The sequence below is a fragment of the Aeromonas finlandensis genome (assembly GCF_000764645.1).
Lineage (GTDB): Bacteria > Pseudomonadota > Gammaproteobacteria > Enterobacterales > Aeromonadaceae > Aeromonas > Aeromonas finlandensis.
In genome coordinates this window covers 136,861-155,463 of sequence record NZ_JRGK01000286.1, presented here as the reverse complement: position 1 = coordinate 155,463, position 18,603 = coordinate 136,861, and the positions used below count along the sequence as shown (strand labels likewise).

The following is an 18,603-nucleotide window of genomic DNA, read 5'->3' as shown; positions in this document are numbered from 1 at the left end:
AAGCGGGGTAAAAAGGGGGGAGTGTGGAGGGATATCCGGCCCGATGTGTCGGGCCGGATACGGGATCAGTGGGTGCGCAGCAGTCGGCGGGTGAGAGGCAGTGTCGCCAGCAGGCGATAGGCCAGCAGAGACGATCCCAGCAGCAGCGGCACCTTGGCGATCTCCCAGGGGATGGATGCGCTTTGCGGGCCGAACATGAAGAGCCAGACCACCAGCATCATGTGCAGGCAGTAGATCCCGAGCACTTTGGGAGCTTGGTGCTCCAGCCAGCTGCCCTTGCCCCACTCGGGGTTGGCCAGCAGCAGGCCAAACAGGCCGAGGGCCCAGGGAAGGGAGCCGAGCAGGAAGTCGTGGCGGGTGAGCGGTACCGCGGCGAAGTGCTGCAGCGCCCAGGCTTCACAGCCATAGAGCGCCACGCCCAGCAGCAGCAGTTGCCCGCCGGTGCGGGCATCGGGTTGCCACTGACGCTGGCGCAGCAGGGCTCCCAGCGCCACAAACAGCAGGGAGAAAAAGGGGCCGTTGCGGGTGAGCAGTGGCCACTCGGCGCCCAGCAGCGGTTTGGCATAGGAGCCCCCCAGCAGCGCCAGCAGGTAGAGGCCAAGACCCAGCCAGAGGGCGAGCGCTGGCCTGCCAAGCCGGTAACAGAGCGCCTGCAGGATCACCGCCATGATCAGGGCAGGCAAAAACCAGAGGTGGATCATGCCGCCCACCAGCCAGCCGTTGAGAGGATCGGCGAGCTGGAACTGCCACTGCCCGCGCAGGGAGGCCAGATAGCCTTGCTGCACGGCATCCAGCGGATTGAACGGCACCAGCAGATAGACCAGGCTCCACACCAGCCAGAGCAGCAGCAAGGGGCGGCAGTAGCACCAGGCAACGGTCAGCGGCGCCTCGCGACTCAGCCTTGGCTGCAGAAAGTAACCGGCACAGAGGAAAAACAGCGGCACGGCAAAGCGGCATAGCTGGTTGATGATACCGCTCAGCCAGAGCCAGGATCCGCCTCCCCACAGGGCTGGGTTGAACGGGTTGGCAAAGGGGGATACGTGAATGGTCATCACGGCCAGAATGGCCAGTACCCGCCCGCACTCGATACTGGAAATACGCATGGTGGCTCGTCGTTACAGGGGTTGTGACTGCACGCTAGAACCTGCACCGCCAACTTACAACTAGTTGATTTTATTAGTGTGAGTCACATTATTGAGTAGTTACGTTTTGTAACGGGATGGCGCAAGGAGTTACCTGTAACGGGAGCTGGCTCCCGTTTTTTGGGCGCGGTCACAGAGATAAAAAAAGCGAGGCGGGCGCCTCGCTTTGATGGTGGTGTCTGGCTTACTGGTGGGTCTGCATGCTGCTCTGATTGGCTGCCAGGGTGGTTTTGCCCGAGCTCTCCAGCCAGGTTTTGATCCGTTTGGCATCGGCGACCCGATCGTTGGTGGTCTCGGCATTGAGCAGCACCATGATCACCGGCTCGCGATTGACCTTGGTACCCAGTACCAGACAGCGGCCCGCTTCGCGGATATAGCCAGTCTTGGAGAGGGTGAACTCCCACTGGCCTTCGCGCACCAGACGGTTGGAGTTGCGGTAGTGGAGCTGGTTCTTGTTGGTACGCACATAGCTTTGATCGTCGGTGGAGTATTGACGGATCAGCGGGTAGGCAGCGGCTGCAGCGGCGAGCTTGGCCAGATCCTGAGCGGTGGAGACATTGCGCGGGTTGAGGCCGGTACTATCGGCATAGTGGGTGTTCCACATCCCCAACATGCGAGCCTTGGCATTCATCGCCTCGACAAAGGCACGCAGGCCGCCAGGGTAGTTGCGTCCCAGCGCCGAGGCCGCGCGGTTCTCCGACGACATCAGCGCAATATGGAGCATCTCGGCGCGGCTGAGCTTCGAGCCGATAGCCAGTCTTGAGCCGGTGCCCTTGATGCGATCGATATCGGCATTGGTCACCGTCAGGGTCTCGTTGAGACGCAAGTTGGCATCCAGTACCACCAGCGCTGTCATCAGCTTGGTGAGAGAGGCGATGGGCATTACCCGGTTGCCGTTGTGTTCGGAGATCACCTCGCCGGTCCTATGATTGGCCACCACGAAGGCGGCAGAGTTCAGATTGGGGATCTCTCGTCGCTCGAGAAAACCGCTGCTGCTCTGGTTGCTTGCGGAAAAGGGGTTGGCATGGGCACTGTCCATAGCCGCTGGCAGCATGACTGCGCCAAGCAACAGGGGAAGGAGGGAACGCATCATCATGATCAGCTCTACCGGACGAAATACAGGGATATCTCGCTAAGTTATATGACGTGAACTGGCGCTTCACAATCATTCTCATCTTGATATTGATAATTTACGGCGTAAAGAGCGGTTTGGCTGCGCAGATAGGGGCGAAAAGGGTTCCTTTGAAGCTTTTTTGTGCCCGGTCGGGCTGGGGGAGACAAAAAATCGGGACCAGAACGGTCCCGATTGGCATGGTGCATTGTTCCCCGTTTAGTGGGTATCTTCCTGCTTGATCTTGAAGCGCATGGCGATCACCACGAACAGCAGCGGGCCAATGATGGTCCAGACGCCGGTTGAGATATCCCCGGAGATAAAGGGGGCTACCACGGTAAAGACGTTGCCGAAGGCGACCAGGATCAGGCTGATGATGGTGGCCAGCAGCACGGAGCCGGCGCTCTTGAAGAAGATCAGATCCTTGCCCAGCGCCGGGTTGTTGCGATAGCGATACCAGGCGTAGATGAGGAACATGTAGGGCAGGGTCATGCCGACGTTGGTCATGGTGATGATCAGCTCATAGAGGGCGGCGGCACCTTCCGGGTTGATCAGGGTAAAGATGGACTTGGCGGCAATGAACAGACAGACCACCCAGGCTTGCACTTTGAGGGCTTCAATCCGCACGCCATTCTCGTTCTCGCGCTGGAAACGCTCCGGCCAGAAGTAGCTCGGAGTGCCGGTGATGAACTGGCGCAGTGGTGCGTAGGAGAGGGCGATAAAGGCACCCAGATAGCTCAGGAACATGCCCAACCCGGCAAAGCGCATGAACACCTGCCCCAACCACTCGCCACCGAGATGACGCCCCAGTTCCAGCATGATGATGAAGAGGGCGGAGAGAGAGGTGATCCCTTCGGCCGGGAAGTCGCTCCAGCGCATGATGGAGCCGACAGCCAGAAAACCGATGATGTAGCAGAGCACGATGAAGGCGCCGGAGAGGAAGATGCCGCGCTTGAGGTCGCGCTCGGGATCTTCCAGCTCGTCAGCCACCCCGGCCATCGCCTCGACCCCGCCATAGGCGAAGATGGCGAATACCATGAAGCCGAGGAAGGGAATGATGTCGTTGAAGGCGGCATTGGGGGAGGCTGTCAGCGAGGCCTCGGTGAGAGGCTCCTGCAGGGTCATGCCGCTCACCGCGAAGGTGAAGACGCCGCCTACCAGCAGCAATACGTTGAGCGCCACCACGGAGAGACCACCGATGGCCGCCACCTTGGCGAAGCGGGCGCTACCAAAGGTGATGAGTTTGGTGACGGTGGCAACCAGCGCGATGGCGACCACACCCAGAATAAAGGGGCCAAAGTCGATGCCGGTGCCCAGGGTGACCGGGATAACGGTGATGTCGCGACCAAACAGCATGAAGGAGAGGGGCACCCACATGGAGAGCGCCTTGCCAAACATCCAGATGACGTAGGAGGCGAACCACATGGTCAGGCCGATAAAGGCGAACCGGGTCGAGACCGAATGGCGCATCCAGGTAAAGATTCCGCCTGCCTCTTTGCGAAAGCCGGTACCAAACTCGATCATCATGAGGATGAACGGAATGAAGAAGAACAGTCCGCCGATCACGAACATCGGAATGGCTGCATATCCCATTCGGTAAAAACCGATCCCGATATTAGTGACACCAAATACCGATGTTAATATCATCAATATAAAGGCACCCAACTTCAGCTTTTTTGCCGACATATTTGATACTCCCTGATGGTGCTGGATTTAACGTAATCAATAATTAAACGGGTAACTCCGGGTCAGGTAATAACCCGGGGCTGGTGATCTCATCCTGCCATTGATGGGCGAGGTTTTGCCTGCCCTGACCGCAAAGTTGAACCCGTCAGGTAGTTAATCAATGTTTGGATGGAGTTTCATGGCGATTACCATGAGCCGTATTGGGCCAGAATTGCCAGACATTAACTGTGAACAATTTATCATTAATGCTGTTCAGCTGGTAAGTTGTCCGGATGAGGCAGCAGGAAAAAATAGAATTGCCAGCTCATTGATACGTTATGGGTGTAAATATTTACGCCATCGCCGTAACTTATTTCCATTATTCACCCTCGGAATATTTGGCAGAGGTGAATCACGTCATCCTGCGAGATAAACAAGTGCCAATGGCGACAGGCCTCATTATCCCAGACGAGTCAGCAGTACGCCGCCTGTGATGATGGCTGCCGCGGTCAGCCGCACTCGCCCCAGCGGCTCCTTAAGCAGCCAGACCGAGAGCAGCATGGCAAACAGCACGCTGCTTTCGCGCAGGGCCGCGACCACGCCAATGGGAGCTTGGGTCATGGCCCAGATGACAATGCCATAGGCGAGCAGGGACATGGCCCCTCCGGCGACACCGACCAGTGCGTGCTGGCGGATCTGGCGCCAGGCATTGCGCTTCTGGTGGATCATCAGCACCACCAGCATTACCAGCCCGTTGCAGGCAAACAGCCAGAGGGTGTAACGGACAGGCTCACCGCCAGCCCGGGCCCCAGCACCGTCCGAGAGGGTGTAGCCAGCGGTAAACATGGCGGTGATCAGCGCGGCCTTGATCGCCTTGTTGCCGAGCCGCTCGCTTCCGCCCCGCCAAGCCATCAGCAAGACCCCCAGAATCAAGACGCCAGCCCCCAGCATGCCGTGCAGCCCCGGATAGTCGGCCAACAGCAGGGCGCTGAGCAGCATCGCCAGTAGCGGTGCGCTGCCACGGGCCAGCGGATAGATCTGGCCAAACTCCCCGTGGTTGTAAGCGCGGCTGAGAAACAGGCAGTAACCGGTATGCAGCAGAATAGAGAGGGCGAGCCAGGGGAGCTCAGTCGAGGAGGGAAGCCCCATTGGCAGCAGGGCCACGGCGGCGATAAGTCCGGAGAAGAGCGCCACCAGCGATACACCCACCAGCCGCTCCTCGCCAATTTTGACCAGCGCATTCCAGCTGGCGTGAAGCAGGGCGGCCAGCAGAACGGCAAAAAAGACGGTGGTGCTCATAGGGAAGTGCCTCGATCTCGGGATCGAATAGCATACCTCGATTGGCACCTTCTATGCTGGGATCTTCATCAAGGGATCGCTGAAGTGAGTCGCATTATGGCTGGTTATCGCGCAGTGCGCCGAGTGGGCCCAGTACCAGCTTTGGCTGCGCATCGAGCTGCAGCGGAATATCCTGCAGTGGTGTTCCCTGCTGATTGAGGTGAATGATGTTGGCGGCCATCTTGCCCAGCAATGTGTAGCTGCTGATGGTACCGACGGTGCAGCCGTGTTCGACGAACAGCTCGGCGCTGCAGATGGTGGGGATGCCCGCATCATTGAGTGCCGCCAGCAGACGGGGGGCGATGGAGAGCAGATAGCTGTCTGCCGCCAGAAAGACGATGTCGTTTTTGGCATCCACCTGCAGCCGCTGCAACTCGTTATTCAGCCGCTTGGGGTCCGGTGCAATGCGCCAGGTTGCGACATGCCAGTGGTAGCGTTTGGCTTCGGCGATCAGCATGTCGGTGACAAGGCGGGTGTTCTGTTCCCGTGGATTGAAGGGAACCAGCAGCCGTTTGCCGGTGGGGAGGTATTTGCTGGCGTTGGCCAGCTGCAGCGCCATCGGTACCATGTTGCTGGTGCCTGCCACCATCTTGTTTTGGCGCTTGTCTTCAGCCCAAAAACCGGCCCCGACCGGATCGGAGACCACGCTGAAGATAAGGGGTTTGCGGTTAGCCACCAGACTCTTGGTCATGGCGGTGGCCGTGGTGCCGAAGGTGTAGATGTAGTCGTACTCGGCCAGCTTGGGCTCCAGCTGCTGGCGCAGCATGGCTGCCAGTGTGGCGCGATCCTGATTGGCGTTGTAGGTGGTGATGGTGGCCTGATAGCCAAGGCGGATCAGCTCTGCCCTAAACCCCGCTTCGGCTGAGGTTTCACCGCGCCACAGCACCATGGCGATGGTGAGGGCATGAGTCGGCAGGGATAGCAGCATCAACAGCACGACAAACAGCTGAGCCATCATTTTCTCCTCCCGTACAGTCCCTTGTCTGATGAGCCTAGGCCACTTTCTCCGGTCGTGAGCGACGCCCAGCAAAAAGCGCGATGGCAAGCCATCGCGCTTTGGGTATCCGCAAAACCTCGATTAGAAGTCGTAGCGGGCGGCCAGCTGGAAGTCATCCTTGTTGGCGGTTGCTTTACCGGCAACGCTGTCCAGATTGTTGATGCGGTACTCGCCAATCACCCGCAGGTTTTTGTTGAACTTGTACTGGGCACCCAGGGTGTAGTAGTCAACGGTATCGGTTTTCTTGCCGCCAGTAACTTCTTGTTCCTGCTTGTTCCACAGGGCCATCAGGCCGAAGCCGTTCTCGAAGTTGTAGCCCAGCGCCGCTTCCCAGCCGGTGTGGTCGGTGCCGCTTTGGACAAAGTCAGATCCATCCGCGTAGCTCAGGGCGGCGTAGGCGGCCTTGTTGTCGAATTTGGCGGAGATCAGCCACAACTTGGCATCTTCGGTATTCTTTTCCTGACGTTGGCCGACGTTGTAGGCGGTACCCAGTGACAGGTTGAACGGGAAGGTGTAGGCCACAGCTGCGCCATAGGCCGGGTCTGCAGGGGAAATCCCGGAGCTGCTTTTATCTTCTTCTTTGCCGCCATCAAATTTGTAGCTGGCATCAAACTGGAAGCCATTGAACAGGTCTGAGTATTTCAACACGGAACCGGCACGGTTGGTGGCGAAGGTGTCGGTTTTGGCGCCCAGCGCATCGTTGCCGTAGCCGTCGGAGAGGGCAACGTCGGTCCAGTCGGCCAGGAAGCCTGGGGCACCCTTTTGGCGACCGAAGGTCACGGAACCCCAGTCGGCGCCCACGCCGGCAAAAGCAAGGCGAGTGCGCAGGTTTTCGCTCTCTTTAATTTGGCCTTTTGAATCTACGGTACCCGCAAGGGTCTTTTCGCTGTCGTTGATATACATCTGCACTTCGTACTGGGCCAGCGCCTTCAGACCGCTCTGGATCTGGGTCTCGGCCTTGGCACCGAAACGGACAAACTGGTTGGCCCCCTGCTTGGCACTGTAATCCTTGGTGCCATTCGGGTTGGCGGTATCGACGTTTTCTTTCTTGTCGCCGAAGAATTGACCGGCGTAAACACGGCCATAGAGATCCAGCAAAGAGGAGTCATTTTTATACACTTCAACGGCTTGAGCCTGGAAGGCGGCGGTCAGAGCCAGTGCCACTACAGTCAGCTTTTTCATCTTAATCCCTTGTGTTGCAAGCTTTTGTTTTGAAGACGGGGTCATGCTAGGCAGCAGGGATGACAGCGGGGTGACAGTTGGATGAAGAGTCGATGGCAATTGGGTTGCAATTGGATGAATTGGCTACATTCTTGCTCGCAGCGGCTACTTTTGTGCGCAAAGGTTTGCCCTTGTGGTAGAATGCCGCCCGTTTTCGAGCTCCATAGGTTGGATATGCGATGAGACGTGAACTGGCAATCGAGTTTTCCCGAGTGACGGAAGCGGCTGCACTGGCTGGCTACAAGTGGCTCGGACGTGGTGACAAGAATATCGCTGATGGGGCGGCCGTAGCGGCCATGCGCCACATTCTCAACCAGATCGAGATCGATGGTGAGATTGTTATCGGCGAAGGTGAAATTGATGAAGCGCCGATGCTCTATATCGGCGAGAAGGTCGGTACCGGACACGGCGACGCGGTGGATATCGCGGTCGATCCCATCGAGGGTACCCGCATGACCGCCATGGGTCAGGCCAATGCGCTGGCCGTGCTGGCGGTGGGCGACAAGGGTTCCTTCCTGAAGGCGCCTGACATGTACATGGAAAAGCTGATCGTCGGCCCCAAAGCCAAAGGCGCCATCGACCTGAATCAGGCTCTCGAACTGAACCTCAAGGCCGTGGCCAAGGCGCTGGGCAAGCCGCTCTCCCGTCTGACCGTCATTACTCTGGCCAAGCCGCGTCATGACAAGGCGATCAAGGAGATGCAGGGTCTGGGCGTGCGGGTGTTCGCCATTCCTGATGGTGACGTTGCCGCCTCCATCCTCACCTGTCTGCCGGACAGCGAAGTCGACATGCTTTACGGCATCGGCGGCGCACCGGAAGGGGTGATTTCGGCCGCGGTGATCCGCGCGCTGGATGGCGACATGCAGGCCCGTCTGGTGCCGCGTCACCGCGTCAAGGGCGACAGCCCGGAAGTGCGTGCGCTGGGCGAGCAGGAAATTGCCCGCTGCGAAGCGCTGGGCATCGACGTGAACAAGGTGCTCAAGCTGGAAGACATGGCGAAGAATGACAACGTCATCTTCTCCGCCACCGGCATCACCAAGGGTGATCTGTTGGACGGCATCACCAGTGATGGCGTGATGGCGACCACCGAAACCCTGTTGATCCGTGGTAAATCCCGTACTATCCGCCGCATCAAGTCGATCCATTACCTGGAACGTAAAGACAGCGTGGTACGCGACATCATCCTGTGATGTGGTGAATGCTGGTCGGCGGCAAGTCCCGTACTATGTGCCGCCGCATCAAGTCGATCCATTACCTGGAACGCAAAGACAGCGTGGTACGTGACATCATCCTGTGATGATGGTTCGCTGAACCGGCTGTGTTGCCTCAAGCCCGATCGCCCGTGCGGTCGGGCTTTTTATTGTGCGCCAGCTACGTTTGTGCCGCTGCTTCGGTTATGGTGGCTCAGACCGTCCCAAAGGAGTGGAGTGTATGGAGTGTCGTAGCGGCTGCGCTGCCTGTTGCATCGCCCCCAGTATCAGCAGTGCCATTCCCGGTATGCCAGATGGCAAGCCGGCTGGCGTCCCCTGTATCCAGCTCGATAGCGCCCTCGGCTGCAAGATCTTCGGTCAACCGGAGCGGCCGGCGGTGTGCGGCGGTTTTCGCCCCATGATGGATGTGTGCGGCAGCCACCGCGCCGAGGCCATCTGGCTGATCGGCGAGCTGGAGCGGCTCACCACCTGACGAGGGCAGGGCGAAGATATAAAACGAAGAGATAAAAAAGAGGCCGCATCATGCGGCCTCTCGCGTTTCTGTTCGCCGGGGATCAGACCCCCGCCAGCTCCAGTGCCTGACGATAGTACTCGTTGGCCTTGTTGGTGAGGCGGCGCTTGTCCATCAGCTGGCCGAGGGCGTGGTAGGCGGCGGCGCTCGGCGCCCGCTCCACTTCCTGCTCCAGCAACTTCTGGGCATCGTCCAGCTGACCGGCCAGCAGATAGAGTTGGGCCAGTGCGGTGTCGACCTCCGGTTGTCCCTGCTGTTTTTGCAGCAGCGCCAGCAGCGGCTGGTAGCTGTCGAGTTTCAGCTTGGGCAGGCGAGCCAGCAGCTGCGGCATCGGCTGTTTGCGCAGCGCCTCCTGCCACAGGGTGGCGGCTTCGCCATCGGCACCCAGCTGGCGCAGCAGATCGCCGTAGCAGGCCAGCAGTTCCGGCTCAAGGCGCAGCTTGCGCGGCAGATCCTGCCACACGGCCTTGAGGGTTTCGAGGCTGCCGGCAGCCTGTTGCAGGCGACCACTCCAGGCCTGTTGCAGCAGATATTCTTCCTGTTTCGGGGTCAGTTTGCCCACCTTGTGCAGCGCCGGGATCAGGTCGCACAGGGCGCTCCAGTCCTGACGGGCCAGATGCACCTGACGCAGCTGATCCAGCACCATGGGGTGGCGCGGGTTGAGGGCGTAGACCGACTCCAGCATCGCCAGTGCGGTATCGTACTGGCCCTGCTCTATCTGCAGCTGGGTTTGAGTCAGGGTGAGCGCCAGCTCTGCCTTGGGGTTCTCCTCCTGCGCTTTTTGCAGGTATTGATCCCGGCGGGCGTCGTCACCACGGGCCTGAGCCGCCTTGGCGGCGCTCAGGTAGTTGAGCAGCGGGGTGTCGCTGTTGCTGGCCCCCTTGATCATCAGCTTTTCCGCCTGACTGTAGTGCCCTTCGGCCATCGCCAGGGTGGCAGCCACGGTCTGTTGATTGGCCTTGCGGCGGCGGCGCGAGCCGTACCAGCCGAGGGTCTTGCGGCGCAGGCCGAATACCCGGCCCAGCAGCCACTCGACGATCAGCAGGGCGCCGTAGAACAGCACGGCCAGGATCACCGCACTGGTGACGGAAGACTCGATGGTGTAATTGCCAAGGGCAATCAGCACATAGCCCTTGTTGCCGGAGGCTTGCGGGCCAAAGATCAGCCCTGCGACCATCACGGCAACCAGAATGATTATACGGATCATGGTGCCCTCCTCAGCTGCTGGCCAGAATGCGTTGCAGGCGTTCGGTCAGCACCTGCTCCAGCATGGCCTGGGTCTTGAACTGGGCCGGATAGTCGATCTGGATCTGTTCGCCCTTGAGCTTGTCGATCTCGCCCTGCATGTAGCGGGTGGCGCTGTTGTCGGTATCGAAATACTGGGTCAGCCAGCGCTGGGCCTTGTCCAGACTGTCTTCGTAGAGCGCCTGCTGCTCGCGATAGACGGAGAGCTGGGCCTGCAGCAGCTTGGTCTTGAGGTTTTCACGCAGGAAGATCTCCTGCTGCGGCGAGAGCAGCGCCTCGACCGCGCCATCGCGGCGACGGATGGTGACGAAGTTCTCGGTGAACTTGACCCAGTTCTTCTTCAGGTTGCTCTCCCACTCGTCGGGATTGGTGCTGACCGCCTGATCCGGCTCGGTTTTGGCTTCCGGCATGCTGACGGTGGAGAGGGGCAGCAGTTCGATCTGGTCGGACAGCGCGGCCAGCTTGAGGGTCAGCCCCTCGCGGTCGATGCGTGGCATCCCCTTGAGCTTGGCGATATCTTCGGCCAGCGCCTTGCGGATCGGCATCAGGCTGGGGTCGTTGAGGGCGGCGATGCGCTCGTCGGCATTGCCGAGCAGGGTGATGGCGGAGATGAGGTCATGCTCCAGCCACAGCTTGCGGCCCGCCATCCGAACCAGATACTCGGATTCGGCCAGCATCCAGTCGTTGGGACGCTTGTCGTTGAGATCCAGTACCCGGTTCTGCAGACCCTGCATCTCCCCCTGCAACCGTTGCTGGGTTTGATCCAGCGCGGCCAGCTGCTCGGCATCCTTGTTGCTGGTCTGGTCGATCTTGCTCAGGGCGCTCGCCAGCTGCTGCTTGAGCTGGGCCAGTTCGGCCTGCTGGGCTACGGCATTCTTGTGACCGTGCAGGTAGAGACCGCCGGTCAGGCCAAGGGCCAGCAGGATGGCGACCCCTCCCAGTACGGCACCGGAGCGGCTCTTGCTGCCATTGACCACAGCGGTCGGCTGCGGTTTGACCTGGGATTCTTGTTGTTCTGTCATTCCATCTTCCTCAGTTCCAGTGCGGCCGTCAGGGCCTGGTTGGATGCACCTTGGGCAATCGTGATATGGATAAAGCCCGCTGCGCTGGCCATCTCGGCCACGCGCGGGCTGGGGACCACCAGCAGGCGGTCAAAAAGCCAGGGTCGCTGGTGGTCGGGAACCAGCTCCAGCAGCCGTTGCAGCAGTTCACCACTGGTAATGAGCAGGCTGTCCAGCCCCGCTGCCTGCCAGTGGTGGGTCAATGTGTCCCCGTCTAACTCGGGGTAGTGGCGCTCATAGGCCGCACAATAGTGCACCAGCGCACCGCGTGAGGCCAGCGTGCTGGCGATGAGATCCCGTCCGCCATTGCCACGCAGGATCAGCACCCGTTTGCCTGTCATCTGCTGCAGGGCGGGCAGGGCCAGCAGCCCTTCGCTACGCGGGTCATCTGGGCAGATTGCAGTGATGCCGATGGTGGCAAACGCATCTGCGCTGGCCTGACCCACCGCAAAGTACCCAATATGTGGCCAGGTCTGACCAGTTTGCAACAGAAAATCGTGTGCAAAATGAACGGCATGGATACTGACCGCGATAACGATGTCGGCACTGTGCAGCAGGTCGGGCAGGAGAGGGAGTTCACTGCCCGCCACGGTTTCCAGCAGCGGGCAGCAGAGTGGTGCATGGCCGTGCTGGCGCAGCAACTGCACCAGCTCGGCGGCCTGAGCGGCCGGACGCACCACCAGCGGGATCATACGCGGTAGACCTCGGCCAGGATTTCGTCGGCACCGGAGGCCAGCAGGCGCTGGGCCAGTTGCTCACCGAGGGCCTCTCCATCGGCCAGCGAGCCGCGGATCTCGTCGCGGATCACCTGGGTGCCATCGGGACTGCCCACCAGACCGCGCAGCCAGATCTGCTCACCCTCGACCAGCGCGTAGGCACCGATAGGCACCTGACATCCCCCTTGCAGGGCGCGGTTCATGGCGCGCTCGGTCAGTACCCGGGCGCGGGTCTCGGCGTGCTCCAGCGGCGCCAGCAGGGCGTGCAGCTCAACATCGTCGAGGCGGCATTCGATGCCGACCGCACCCTGGCCGTTGGCTGGCAGGCTCTGCTCCGGCTCGATAAAGGCGGTGATGCGCTGCGCCATCTCCAGTCGTTTCAGACCGGCGGCGGCGAGGATGATGGCGTCATACTCACCGGCATCCAGCTTGGCGAGGCGAGTGTTGACGTTGCCACGCAGGTCGCGGATTACCAGATCCGGGCGGGCGGCGCGCAGCTGGCACTGGCGACGCAGGCTGGAGGTGCCGACCACGGCCCCTTGCGGCAGCTCGGCAATCGCCTTGAAACGGTTGGAAACGAAGGCATCGCGGGGATCTTCCCGCTCGCAGATGGTGTGCAGACCGAGCCCCTCGGGGAACTCCACCGGCACATCTTTCATGGAGTGAACGGCGATGTCGGCCCGTCCTTCCAGCATGGCGGTCTCCAGCTCCTTGACGAACAACCCCTTGCCACCGACCTTGGCCAGCGGGGTATCGAGGATCTTGTCACCCTGAGTGCTCATGGGTACCAGTTCGACCTGCAACTGCGGGTGCAGGGCTTCGAGCCGGTCTTTGACAAAGTTGGCCTGCCACAGGGCCAGTGGGCTCTTGCGAGTGGCAATTTTCAGGGTTCTGGCTGCCATATCAATCAGTTGTTTCATTTTTAGAAGGAAATCGATATTACCATCCTTTGCCCGGGCTTTCATGGCGGAGCCCGCAAAAGCGGGGCCAAGCTCAAAGTTGTACGCTGAAAATGATTTTCATTAAGTGATTTCAAGTGAATTAATGAGATTAATTCATTGAATATATTGGAATTTAACGATTTCCTCTGATACTTTTTGTGATCATGCCAGAAATAATCTGGTGATTAGCAGAAGGCTTGTTTACCACCGCTGTTTGCATTGTTAACATGATCACACTTTTTTGACGTATCCCCCTTTTGGTGCGTCATTTTCACTTAGGTGATAGGCAGGGCATTGCAGGAACACATCGATACGCTGGTTGCGCGTTATGACGAGGTTACCCGTCTCAAGACGCAACGGGCGTTAGGCCTCATGAGTCGCTATGGGCAGCAGGTATTTCAACTGCTGCCTGTCATGCTGCACTTCAATCATCCCCTGCTGCCTGGCTATGTCTCCGGTGATGTCCCTCATGGCATCTGGAGCTTCAGCGCTACCGCAGAGCAGCAAGCCTTTATCGATGACCTCTGTCGCAACGCCAACTGTCTGAATGGTCTGACAACCCATGACCGAGCCATTCAGGGGCTCTACTCCATGGGCAGCACCTCCTCCATTGGCCAGTGCTGTCACTCGGATCTCGATATCTGGGTCTGTCACGTAGCCGGTTTGTCGCAGGAGCGGCTCGATCTGCTGGAGCAGAAGTGCCAGCAGCTCTCCAAGTGGGCCGAACAGCGCGGGGTCGATCTCAACTTCTTCCTGATCCCCGAAGACAAGTTCCGCCAGACCAACGATGCCCAGATGCAGGGAGAGAGCTGCGGCAGTGCCCAGCACCTGCTGCTGCTCGACGAGTTCTACCGCAGTGCCATGCATATCGCGGGCAAACGCTTGATCTGGTATCTGGTGCCCATCGAGTGTGACGAACGTTACGACAACTATGTGAACGAGCTGTTCGAGAGCGGCAAGCTCAAGCAGGAAGACTGGCTCGATCTGGGCAGTTTTGACCGCATTCCGGCGGAAGAGTATTTCGGCTCAGCCCTGTGGCAGCTCTACAAGGGGATCGACTCCCCCTACAAGGCGGTGCTCAAGTCGGTGCTGATGGAGGCTTACTCTCACGAGTATCCCAATACCCGTCTGCTGTCGATGATTGGTCGCGACTGGTTCCAGCACAATGACGGGATGCACTACCGGCTCGACAACTACTGCCTGATGCTGGACAAGGTGACCAACTACCTCAAGTCCATCGGCGACATGGTGCGGCTCGATCTGGTGCGTCGCTGCTTCTACCTCAAGGTGTGCGACGGTCTCAGCCATCCCAAGGATGATCACTCCCCCGAGTGGCGTCGCGAGCAGATGAGCCAGCTGGTCTCCTACTGGGGTTGGAGTCAGGAGAAGCTTTATCAACTCGATCATCGCCATGAGTGGAAGATCGAAGAGGTGAAGATCGCCCACGCCGAGCTGCTGGAAGCCCTGATGCAGAGCTACCGCAACCTGATCCAGTTCGCCCGTCGCAACAACATAAGCGAGTCGATCAACCCGGAAGATATCGGCATTCTGTCGCGCAAGCTTTATGCCGCGTTTGAAAGCCTGCCGGGCAAGGTGCAGCGCATCAACCTCAAGATTGCGCCGGACCTCAGCGAGCCGGATCTCAGCTTCGTGCAGGTGCCCCACGGTCGCCTCAACCGTGCTGGCTGGTATCTCTACAAACATTCACTGGAGCCAGTGGACATCATTGGCCGCGCGCCGCTCGAGTTCAACGGTTACATCAGCAAGCTGGTCTCCTGGGCCTACTTCAACGATCTGCTGACGCCCCAGTCGCGGGTGCACCTGTTCAATCAGGGCTCGGATCTGCACATCGACAATCTGCACCAGTTCTGCCGTGATCTCTCCGGCTGCTTCCCCGAGAAGTACCCGCTGGCTACCAACCTGGCCCTCAGCCGCCCGTGCGAGATCCGTCAGCTCTCCATTTTCCTCAATCTGGAGATGGATCCGACCAGTCACTGGGTCGGTCAGGTGATCGAATTTGACGCCAACACAGTGGATGTCTTCTCATTTGGTCGCAATCAGGAGTGTCTGGTGGGCTCGGTGGATCTGGTCTATCGCAACTCCTGGAGCGAGATCCGCACCCTGCACTTCCAGGGGGATGAAGCGGTGGTCGATGCCCTCACCACCATCCTTGGCAAGATGCATCAGGATGCCGCCGCCCCCGAGATGATCGAGGTGTTTTGCTACAGCCAGCACTTCCGTTCCCTGGTGCGCTCCCGTTTCCAGAGCCTGGTGGCGGAGTGTATCGACCTGCGCCTTGCCCGCGACAAGCAGCAGCTGGTCAAGACCATGGCGCTCGGCCGCGAGAAGTACGGCATCTTCTTCGAACGACGCGGGGTGTCGGTGAAGAAGCTGGAAAACGCCATCGATTTTTACCGTCACATCTCCCACAACAAGCTGGATCACCTGCCGCTGCGGCTCGACAAGACCCACAGCCAGCATCTGCCGAGCATCGTCGATGCCTACGCCAGCGAGGGATTGGTGCAGTTCTTCTTCGATACCCGGGATGCGGGCACCAACATCTACATCCTCGATGAGGCGAACCGGGTGGAGATCTACCAGCACTTCGCCGGCAACAAGGATGAGCTGGTGGCGGGGGTCAACCGTTTCTACACCTCCAATCACGAGCGTTTCAGCGATGATGGCCAGTTCATCAACTTCAACCTGCCCCAGTACTACGAGATAGTGCAGCAGGGTGGCGACTTGGCGGTGATCCCCTATCGCAGTCAGGGGGGCCTGCGCGAACAGGCGCCGCCCACCCGGGAAGTGGGCTGACCCGCCAGTTGGCATTGCCATAAAAAACGGCCTGCAGATGCAGGCCGTTTGCTTTATCGGGGTAGCTCAGGCGCCGAGACGGGCCAGCAGCCAGCGGCGAATATCACCGAGCTGCGGACGGCAGATCTCGTGGCGCATCGGGTACTCGTGCCACTCGGGGGCGAGACCGGCGCTTTCCAGCCGGTTCTTGGCATCCCAACCCAGCGACAGGCTCACCACATCGTCATAGATACCGTGCATGTAGCAGATAGGCAGAGTGCGAGCAGCCTCGCTCATCTCGCCGAGCAGCGCATCGGGGGCGGCCAGATAGGTAGACATGCAGAGCAGGCCAGCCAGCTTCGCTTGATAGCGCAGGGCGGTGAAGGAGGCAATCACCCCGCCCTGGGAGAAGCCCGCCAGCACGATATGCTCGGGGGCAAACCCGTCGGCCACCAGCTGATCGAGCAGGGCGGCAATCTGGTCGGCCGATTCCCGGACATGGGACTCCACGGCCCGCTCGGCGGGATCCTCGAAGCTCTTGATGTCGTACCAGCCGCGCATCTTGTAGCCCATGTTGATGGTGATGGGGCGCTCGGGGGCATCCGGCAGCAGGTGACGCACCGGTAGCTCGGCGGGCAGGTCCAGCGCCTCCACCAGCGGGGCGAGACCGGCGCCGGAATCACCCAGTCCGTGCAGCCAGATCACCGCATGACGGGCGCCCTGCGGGTGCAGGTCGATCATGGAAACACCACCTCTTCGCCAGCCTGGGCGGAGCAGGACTTGCTCAGCAGCGCCTTGAGCTCGTGGCCGAAGCGGTTGTCGACCCAGGTTTCATCCTGCAGTTCGAAGTGGAAGCCGTTCTCGCGGGTGGCGACCCAAATCTGGTGCAGTGGCTCCTGCTTGTTGATGATGACCTTGGTCTTGTTCTCGAAAGAGAGGGTCAATACGCCGCCGTTGCGTTCGCAGTCGATATCCGGATACCCCTCGTCGAGGGTGTCTTCCACATATTGGAAAAAGGCGTCGGTCAGGGCGTGATACTCGTGATCCTTCATCGGTTTATCCTGTTGCTTTTAACAATGTGAGTGCGATTATAGAGGGCCAAAAATTTTTTCGCAGCGAACCATTATGATCACCCAGTTCACCAAGTGTCTGCTTGCCACTCTTCTGTCCCTCGGGTTGGCCGCGTGCGGTCTGAAGGGGCCGCTCTATATGCCGCCCCCCGAGCAGCCACAGAGCCAGAGTACACCGCAAGCAGCACCGCCTGCGACCTCCGAGGCTGCCACCGAGGCCGCGCCGCACTAATGTCGCACCCATTCTAGGAAGGAACCGCCCCCTTGGATCACTTTAACTACGACGCCGACGGCCAGCTTCAGGCCGAGCAAACCTCGCTGCAACAGCTTGCCGAGCAGTACGGTACCCCGCTTTACGTCTACTCCCGTGCGACCCTCGAGCGCCACTGGCACGCCTTCGACAAGGCGGCGGGCGATATTCCCCATCTGATCTGCTATGCGGTGAAGGCCAACTCCAACCTGGCGCTGCTCAACCTGCTGGCCCGTCTGGGGTCAGGGTTCGATATCGTCTCCGGTGGCGAGCTGTCGCGGGTGCTGGCGGCGGGCGGTGATCCGGGCAAAGTGGTCTTCTCCGGAGTGGCCAAGAGTGAGGCTGAGATGCGCCTCGCGCTGGATAAAGAGATCCTCTGTTTCAATCTGGAGTCGGAAGCCGAGCTGGAGCGCCTCAATCGGGTGGCGGGCAGCATGGGCAAGAAGGCCCGTGTCTCGGTGCGGGTCAATCCGGATATCGATGCCGGTACTCACCCCTATATCTCCACTGGCCTCAAGCAGAACAAGTTCGGCATTCCCATTGAGCTGGCGCCTGCCATCTATCGCAAGGCGGCGGCGATGGCGAACATCGAGATCGTCGGGGTGGATTGCCATATCGGCTCGCAACTCACTGAATTGAATCCCTTTATGGAAGCGGCAGACAAGCTGCTGCGGCTCATCGACGGGCTGGCTGCGGAAGGCATTCATATCCACCATCTGGACGTGGGCGGCGGCCTCGGGGTCAACTATGGCGCCGAGCAGCCACCCCATCCCACCGAATACGCCGAAGCGCTCAAGCAGAAGCTGGCGGGTCGGGATCTGACCCTGCTGTTCGAGCCGGGCCGCGCTATCGTCGCCAATGCCGGTGTGCTGCTGACCCGGGTCGAGTACCTGAAACCGGGCGAGACCCGCAACTTTGCGCTGATCGATGCTGGCATGAATGACATGCTGCGCCCCTCGCTCTACGGCGCCTGGATGAACATCATCGAGGTGGATAGCCGTGCCGGTCATGCACCCGCGCTCTATGACGTGGTGGGCCCGGTGTGCGAGACCGGCGACTTCCTCGGCAAGGAGCGCGCCCTGGCCATTGCCGAGGGCTCCCTGCTGGCAGTGCGCTCGGCCGGTGCCTATGGCTTTACCATGTCATCCAACTACAACACCCGTCCCCGTGCTGCCGAAGTGCTGGTGGATGGTGCCGAGTCGCACCTGATCCGCGAGCGTGAGCAGTTGGCCGATCTCTGGCGCGGTGAGCACCTGCTGCCCTGATGGCGCAGTTTGGGACAATGATTTCATAACGCTTGACGGTGAGTATTTACAGCCCTAACAGCACAG

At 60.0% G+C, this 18,603-nt stretch carries 18 protein-coding genes; 6 read left to right on the top strand and 12 right to left on the bottom strand.

The window, feature by feature from the left end; translation table 11 throughout:
• Positions 1-65: 65 nt before the first annotated feature.
• The 3 genes from LD28_RS0117695 to yjeM all read right to left on the bottom strand — a co-directional run bounded on the left by LD28_RS0117695 (position 66) and on the right by yjeM (position 3,939).
• Positions 66-1,103: an acyltransferase gene (locus LD28_RS0117695; RefSeq protein WP_033138234.1), complete on the bottom strand. Its 1,038-nt coding sequence runs from the start codon at positions 1,101-1,103 to the stop codon at positions 66-68.
• A 223-nt stretch (positions 1,104-1,326) separates the two neighbouring features.
• Positions 1,327-2,238: a D-alanyl-D-alanine endopeptidase gene (gene pbpG / locus LD28_RS0117690; protein WP_033138233.1), complete on the bottom strand. Its 912-nt coding sequence runs from the start codon at positions 2,236-2,238 to the stop codon at positions 1,327-1,329.
• A 234-nt stretch (positions 2,239-2,472) separates the two neighbouring features.
• Positions 2,473-3,939, bottom strand: a complete 1,467-nt coding sequence (gene yjeM, locus LD28_RS0117685) for a glutamate/gamma-aminobutyrate family transporter YjeM (RefSeq protein ID WP_033138232.1) — start codon at positions 3,937-3,939, stop codon at positions 2,473-2,475.
• Between the two features lie 178 nt (positions 3,940-4,117).
• Between yjeM and LD28_RS23170 the strand changes: the two genes are divergently transcribed.
• Positions 4,118-4,351, top strand: coding sequence for a hypothetical protein (locus LD28_RS23170; RefSeq protein WP_156120285.1), 234 nt, complete (start codon positions 4,118-4,120; stop codon positions 4,349-4,351).
• 26 nt (positions 4,352-4,377) lie between these two features.
• On the opposite strand, the gene LD28_RS0117680 is transcribed toward LD28_RS23170, so the two are convergent.
• The 3 genes from LD28_RS0117680 to LD28_RS0117670 form a co-directional block, all read right to left on the bottom strand.
• A complete protein-coding gene (locus tag LD28_RS0117680; RefSeq protein WP_033138231.1) occupies positions 4,378-5,217 on the bottom strand; it encodes a DMT family transporter in 840 nt (279 codons plus the stop codon).
• A 94-nt stretch (positions 5,218-5,311) separates the two neighbouring features.
• Positions 5,312-6,211: an ABC transporter substrate-binding protein gene (locus LD28_RS0117675; protein ID WP_156120295.1), complete on the bottom strand. Its 900-nt coding sequence runs from the start codon at positions 6,209-6,211 to the stop codon at positions 5,312-5,314.
• Positions 6,212-6,334: 123 nt separating this feature from the next.
• The gene (locus LD28_RS0117670; RefSeq protein WP_033138229.1) at positions 6,335-7,435 is read right to left on the bottom strand and encodes a porin; all 1,101 of its coding nucleotides are present in this window, start codon (positions 7,433-7,435) and stop codon (positions 6,335-6,337) included.
• Between the two features lie 218 nt (positions 7,436-7,653).
• Here LD28_RS0117670 and glpX point away from each other — a divergent pair, with 218 nt between their 5' ends.
• Both glpX and LD28_RS0117660 read left to right on the top strand, forming a co-directional pair.
• Complete coding sequence (gene glpX / locus LD28_RS0117665; RefSeq protein ID WP_033138228.1) at positions 7,654-8,664, top strand: class II fructose-bisphosphatase; 1,011 nt, start codon at positions 7,654-7,656, stop codon at positions 8,662-8,664.
• 241 nt (positions 8,665-8,905) lie between these two features.
• Positions 8,906-9,157: a YkgJ family cysteine cluster protein gene (locus LD28_RS0117660; RefSeq protein WP_005336384.1), complete on the top strand. Its 252-nt coding sequence runs from the start codon at positions 8,906-8,908 to the stop codon at positions 9,155-9,157.
• A gap of 82 nt (positions 9,158-9,239) precedes the next feature.
• Here LD28_RS0117660 and LD28_RS0117655 read toward each other — a convergent pair whose 3' ends face one another.
• From LD28_RS0117655 to hemC, 4 genes are read right to left on the bottom strand one after another with little or no spacing between them, the layout of a single operon-like run.
• Positions 9,240-10,403 (bottom strand): heme biosynthesis HemY N-terminal domain-containing protein, encoded by a 1,164-nt coding sequence (locus LD28_RS0117655; protein ID WP_033138227.1) that lies wholly within the window; start codon positions 10,401-10,403, stop codon positions 9,240-9,242.
• A 10-nt stretch (positions 10,404-10,413) separates the two neighbouring features.
• Positions 10,414-11,463, bottom strand: coding sequence for a uroporphyrinogen-III C-methyltransferase (locus LD28_RS0117650; protein ID WP_033138226.1), 1,050 nt, complete (start codon positions 11,461-11,463; stop codon positions 10,414-10,416).
• Positions 11,460-12,194, bottom strand: a complete 735-nt coding sequence (locus LD28_RS0117645) for a uroporphyrinogen-III synthase (protein WP_033138225.1) — start codon at positions 12,192-12,194, stop codon at positions 11,460-11,462. The genes LD28_RS0117650 and LD28_RS0117645 overlap by 4 nt, the downstream gene beginning before the upstream one ends.
• Positions 12,191-13,120, bottom strand: a complete 930-nt coding sequence (hemC, locus tag LD28_RS0117640) for a hydroxymethylbilane synthase (RefSeq protein WP_156120294.1) — start codon at positions 13,118-13,120, stop codon at positions 12,191-12,193. Before hemC ends, LD28_RS0117645 begins: the two co-directional genes overlap by 4 nt.
• 333 nt (positions 13,121-13,453) lie before the next feature.
• Between hemC and LD28_RS0117635 the strand changes: the two genes are divergently transcribed.
• The gene (locus tag LD28_RS0117635; protein WP_033138223.1) at positions 13,454-15,973 is read left to right on the top strand and encodes a class I adenylate cyclase; all 2,520 of its coding nucleotides are present in this window, start codon (positions 13,454-13,456) and stop codon (positions 15,971-15,973) included.
• A 66-nt stretch (positions 15,974-16,039) separates the two neighbouring features.
• Here LD28_RS0117635 and LD28_RS0117630 read toward each other — a convergent pair whose 3' ends face one another.
• Both LD28_RS0117630 and cyaY read right to left on the bottom strand, forming a co-directional pair.
• A complete protein-coding gene (locus LD28_RS0117630) occupies positions 16,040-16,693 on the bottom strand; it encodes an alpha/beta hydrolase (RefSeq protein ID WP_033138222.1) in 654 nt (217 codons plus the stop codon).
• On the bottom strand, positions 16,690-17,004 hold the full coding sequence (cyaY, locus tag LD28_RS0117625; protein WP_033138221.1) for an iron donor protein CyaY: 315 nt from the start codon (positions 17,002-17,004) through the stop codon (positions 16,690-16,692). Before cyaY ends, LD28_RS0117630 begins: the two co-directional genes overlap by 4 nt.
• A 73-nt stretch (positions 17,005-17,077) precedes the next feature.
• On the opposite strand from cyaY, the gene lptM reads away from it, so the two are divergent.
• Positions 17,078-17,254: an LPS translocon maturation chaperone LptM gene (gene lptM, locus LD28_RS22610; RefSeq protein WP_074045189.1), complete on the top strand. Its 177-nt coding sequence runs from the start codon at positions 17,078-17,080 to the stop codon at positions 17,252-17,254.
• A gap of 32 nt (positions 17,255-17,286) precedes the next feature.
• A complete protein-coding gene (lysA, locus tag LD28_RS0117620) occupies positions 17,287-18,537 on the top strand; it encodes a diaminopimelate decarboxylase (RefSeq protein WP_033138220.1) in 1,251 nt (416 codons plus the stop codon).
• Positions 18,538-18,603 lie beyond the last annotated feature (66 nt).

What these genes read in the sequence shown, in the direction of transcription:
- LD28_RS0117695 (WP_033138234.1), bottom strand. Translation starts at nt 1,103, where the DNA reads ATGCGTATTTCCAGTATCGAGTGCGGGCGGGTACTGGCCATTCTGGCC.
- pbpG (WP_033138233.1), bottom strand. Translation starts at nt 2,238, where the DNA reads ATGATGATGCGTTCCCTCCTTCCCCTGTTGCTTGGCGCAGTCATGCTG.
- yjeM (WP_033138232.1), bottom strand. Translation starts at nt 3,939, where the DNA reads ATGTCGGCAAAAAAGCTGAAGTTGGGTGCCTTTATATTGATGATATTA.
- LD28_RS23170 (WP_156120285.1), top strand. Translation starts at nt 4,118, where the DNA reads ATGGCGATTACCATGAGCCGTATTGGGCCAGAATTGCCAGACATTAAC.
- LD28_RS0117680 (WP_033138231.1), bottom strand. Translation starts at nt 5,217, where the DNA reads ATGAGCACCACCGTCTTTTTTGCCGTTCTGCTGGCCGCCCTGCTTCAC.
- LD28_RS0117675 (WP_156120295.1), bottom strand. Translation starts at nt 6,211, where the DNA reads ATGGCTCAGCTGTTTGTCGTGCTGTTGATGCTGCTATCCCTGCCGACT.
- LD28_RS0117670 (WP_033138229.1), bottom strand. Translation starts at nt 7,435, where the DNA reads ATGAAAAAGCTGACTGTAGTGGCACTGGCTCTGACCGCCGCCTTCCAG.
- glpX (WP_033138228.1), top strand. Translation starts at nt 7,654, where the DNA reads ATGAGACGTGAACTGGCAATCGAGTTTTCCCGAGTGACGGAAGCGGCT.
- LD28_RS0117660 (WP_005336384.1), top strand. Translation starts at nt 8,906, where the DNA reads ATGGAGTGTCGTAGCGGCTGCGCTGCCTGTTGCATCGCCCCCAGTATC.
- LD28_RS0117655 (WP_033138227.1), bottom strand. Translation starts at nt 10,403, where the DNA reads ATGATCCGTATAATCATTCTGGTTGCCGTGATGGTCGCAGGGCTGATC.
- LD28_RS0117650 (WP_033138226.1), bottom strand. Translation starts at nt 11,463, where the DNA reads ATGACAGAACAACAAGAATCCCAGGTCAAACCGCAGCCGACCGCTGTG.
- LD28_RS0117645 (WP_033138225.1), bottom strand. Translation starts at nt 12,194, where the DNA reads ATGATCCCGCTGGTGGTGCGTCCGGCCGCTCAGGCCGCCGAGCTGGTG.
- hemC (WP_156120294.1), bottom strand. Translation starts at nt 13,120, where the DNA reads ATGGCAGCCAGAACCCTGAAAATTGCCACTCGCAAGAGCCCACTGGCC.
- LD28_RS0117630 (WP_033138222.1), bottom strand. Translation starts at nt 16,693, where the DNA reads ATGATCGACCTGCACCCGCAGGGCGCCCGTCATGCGGTGATCTGGCTG.
- cyaY (WP_033138221.1), bottom strand. Translation starts at nt 17,004, where the DNA reads ATGAAGGATCACGAGTATCACGCCCTGACCGACGCCTTTTTCCAATAT.
- lptM (WP_074045189.1), top strand. Translation starts at nt 17,078, where the DNA reads ATGATCACCCAGTTCACCAAGTGTCTGCTTGCCACTCTTCTGTCCCTC.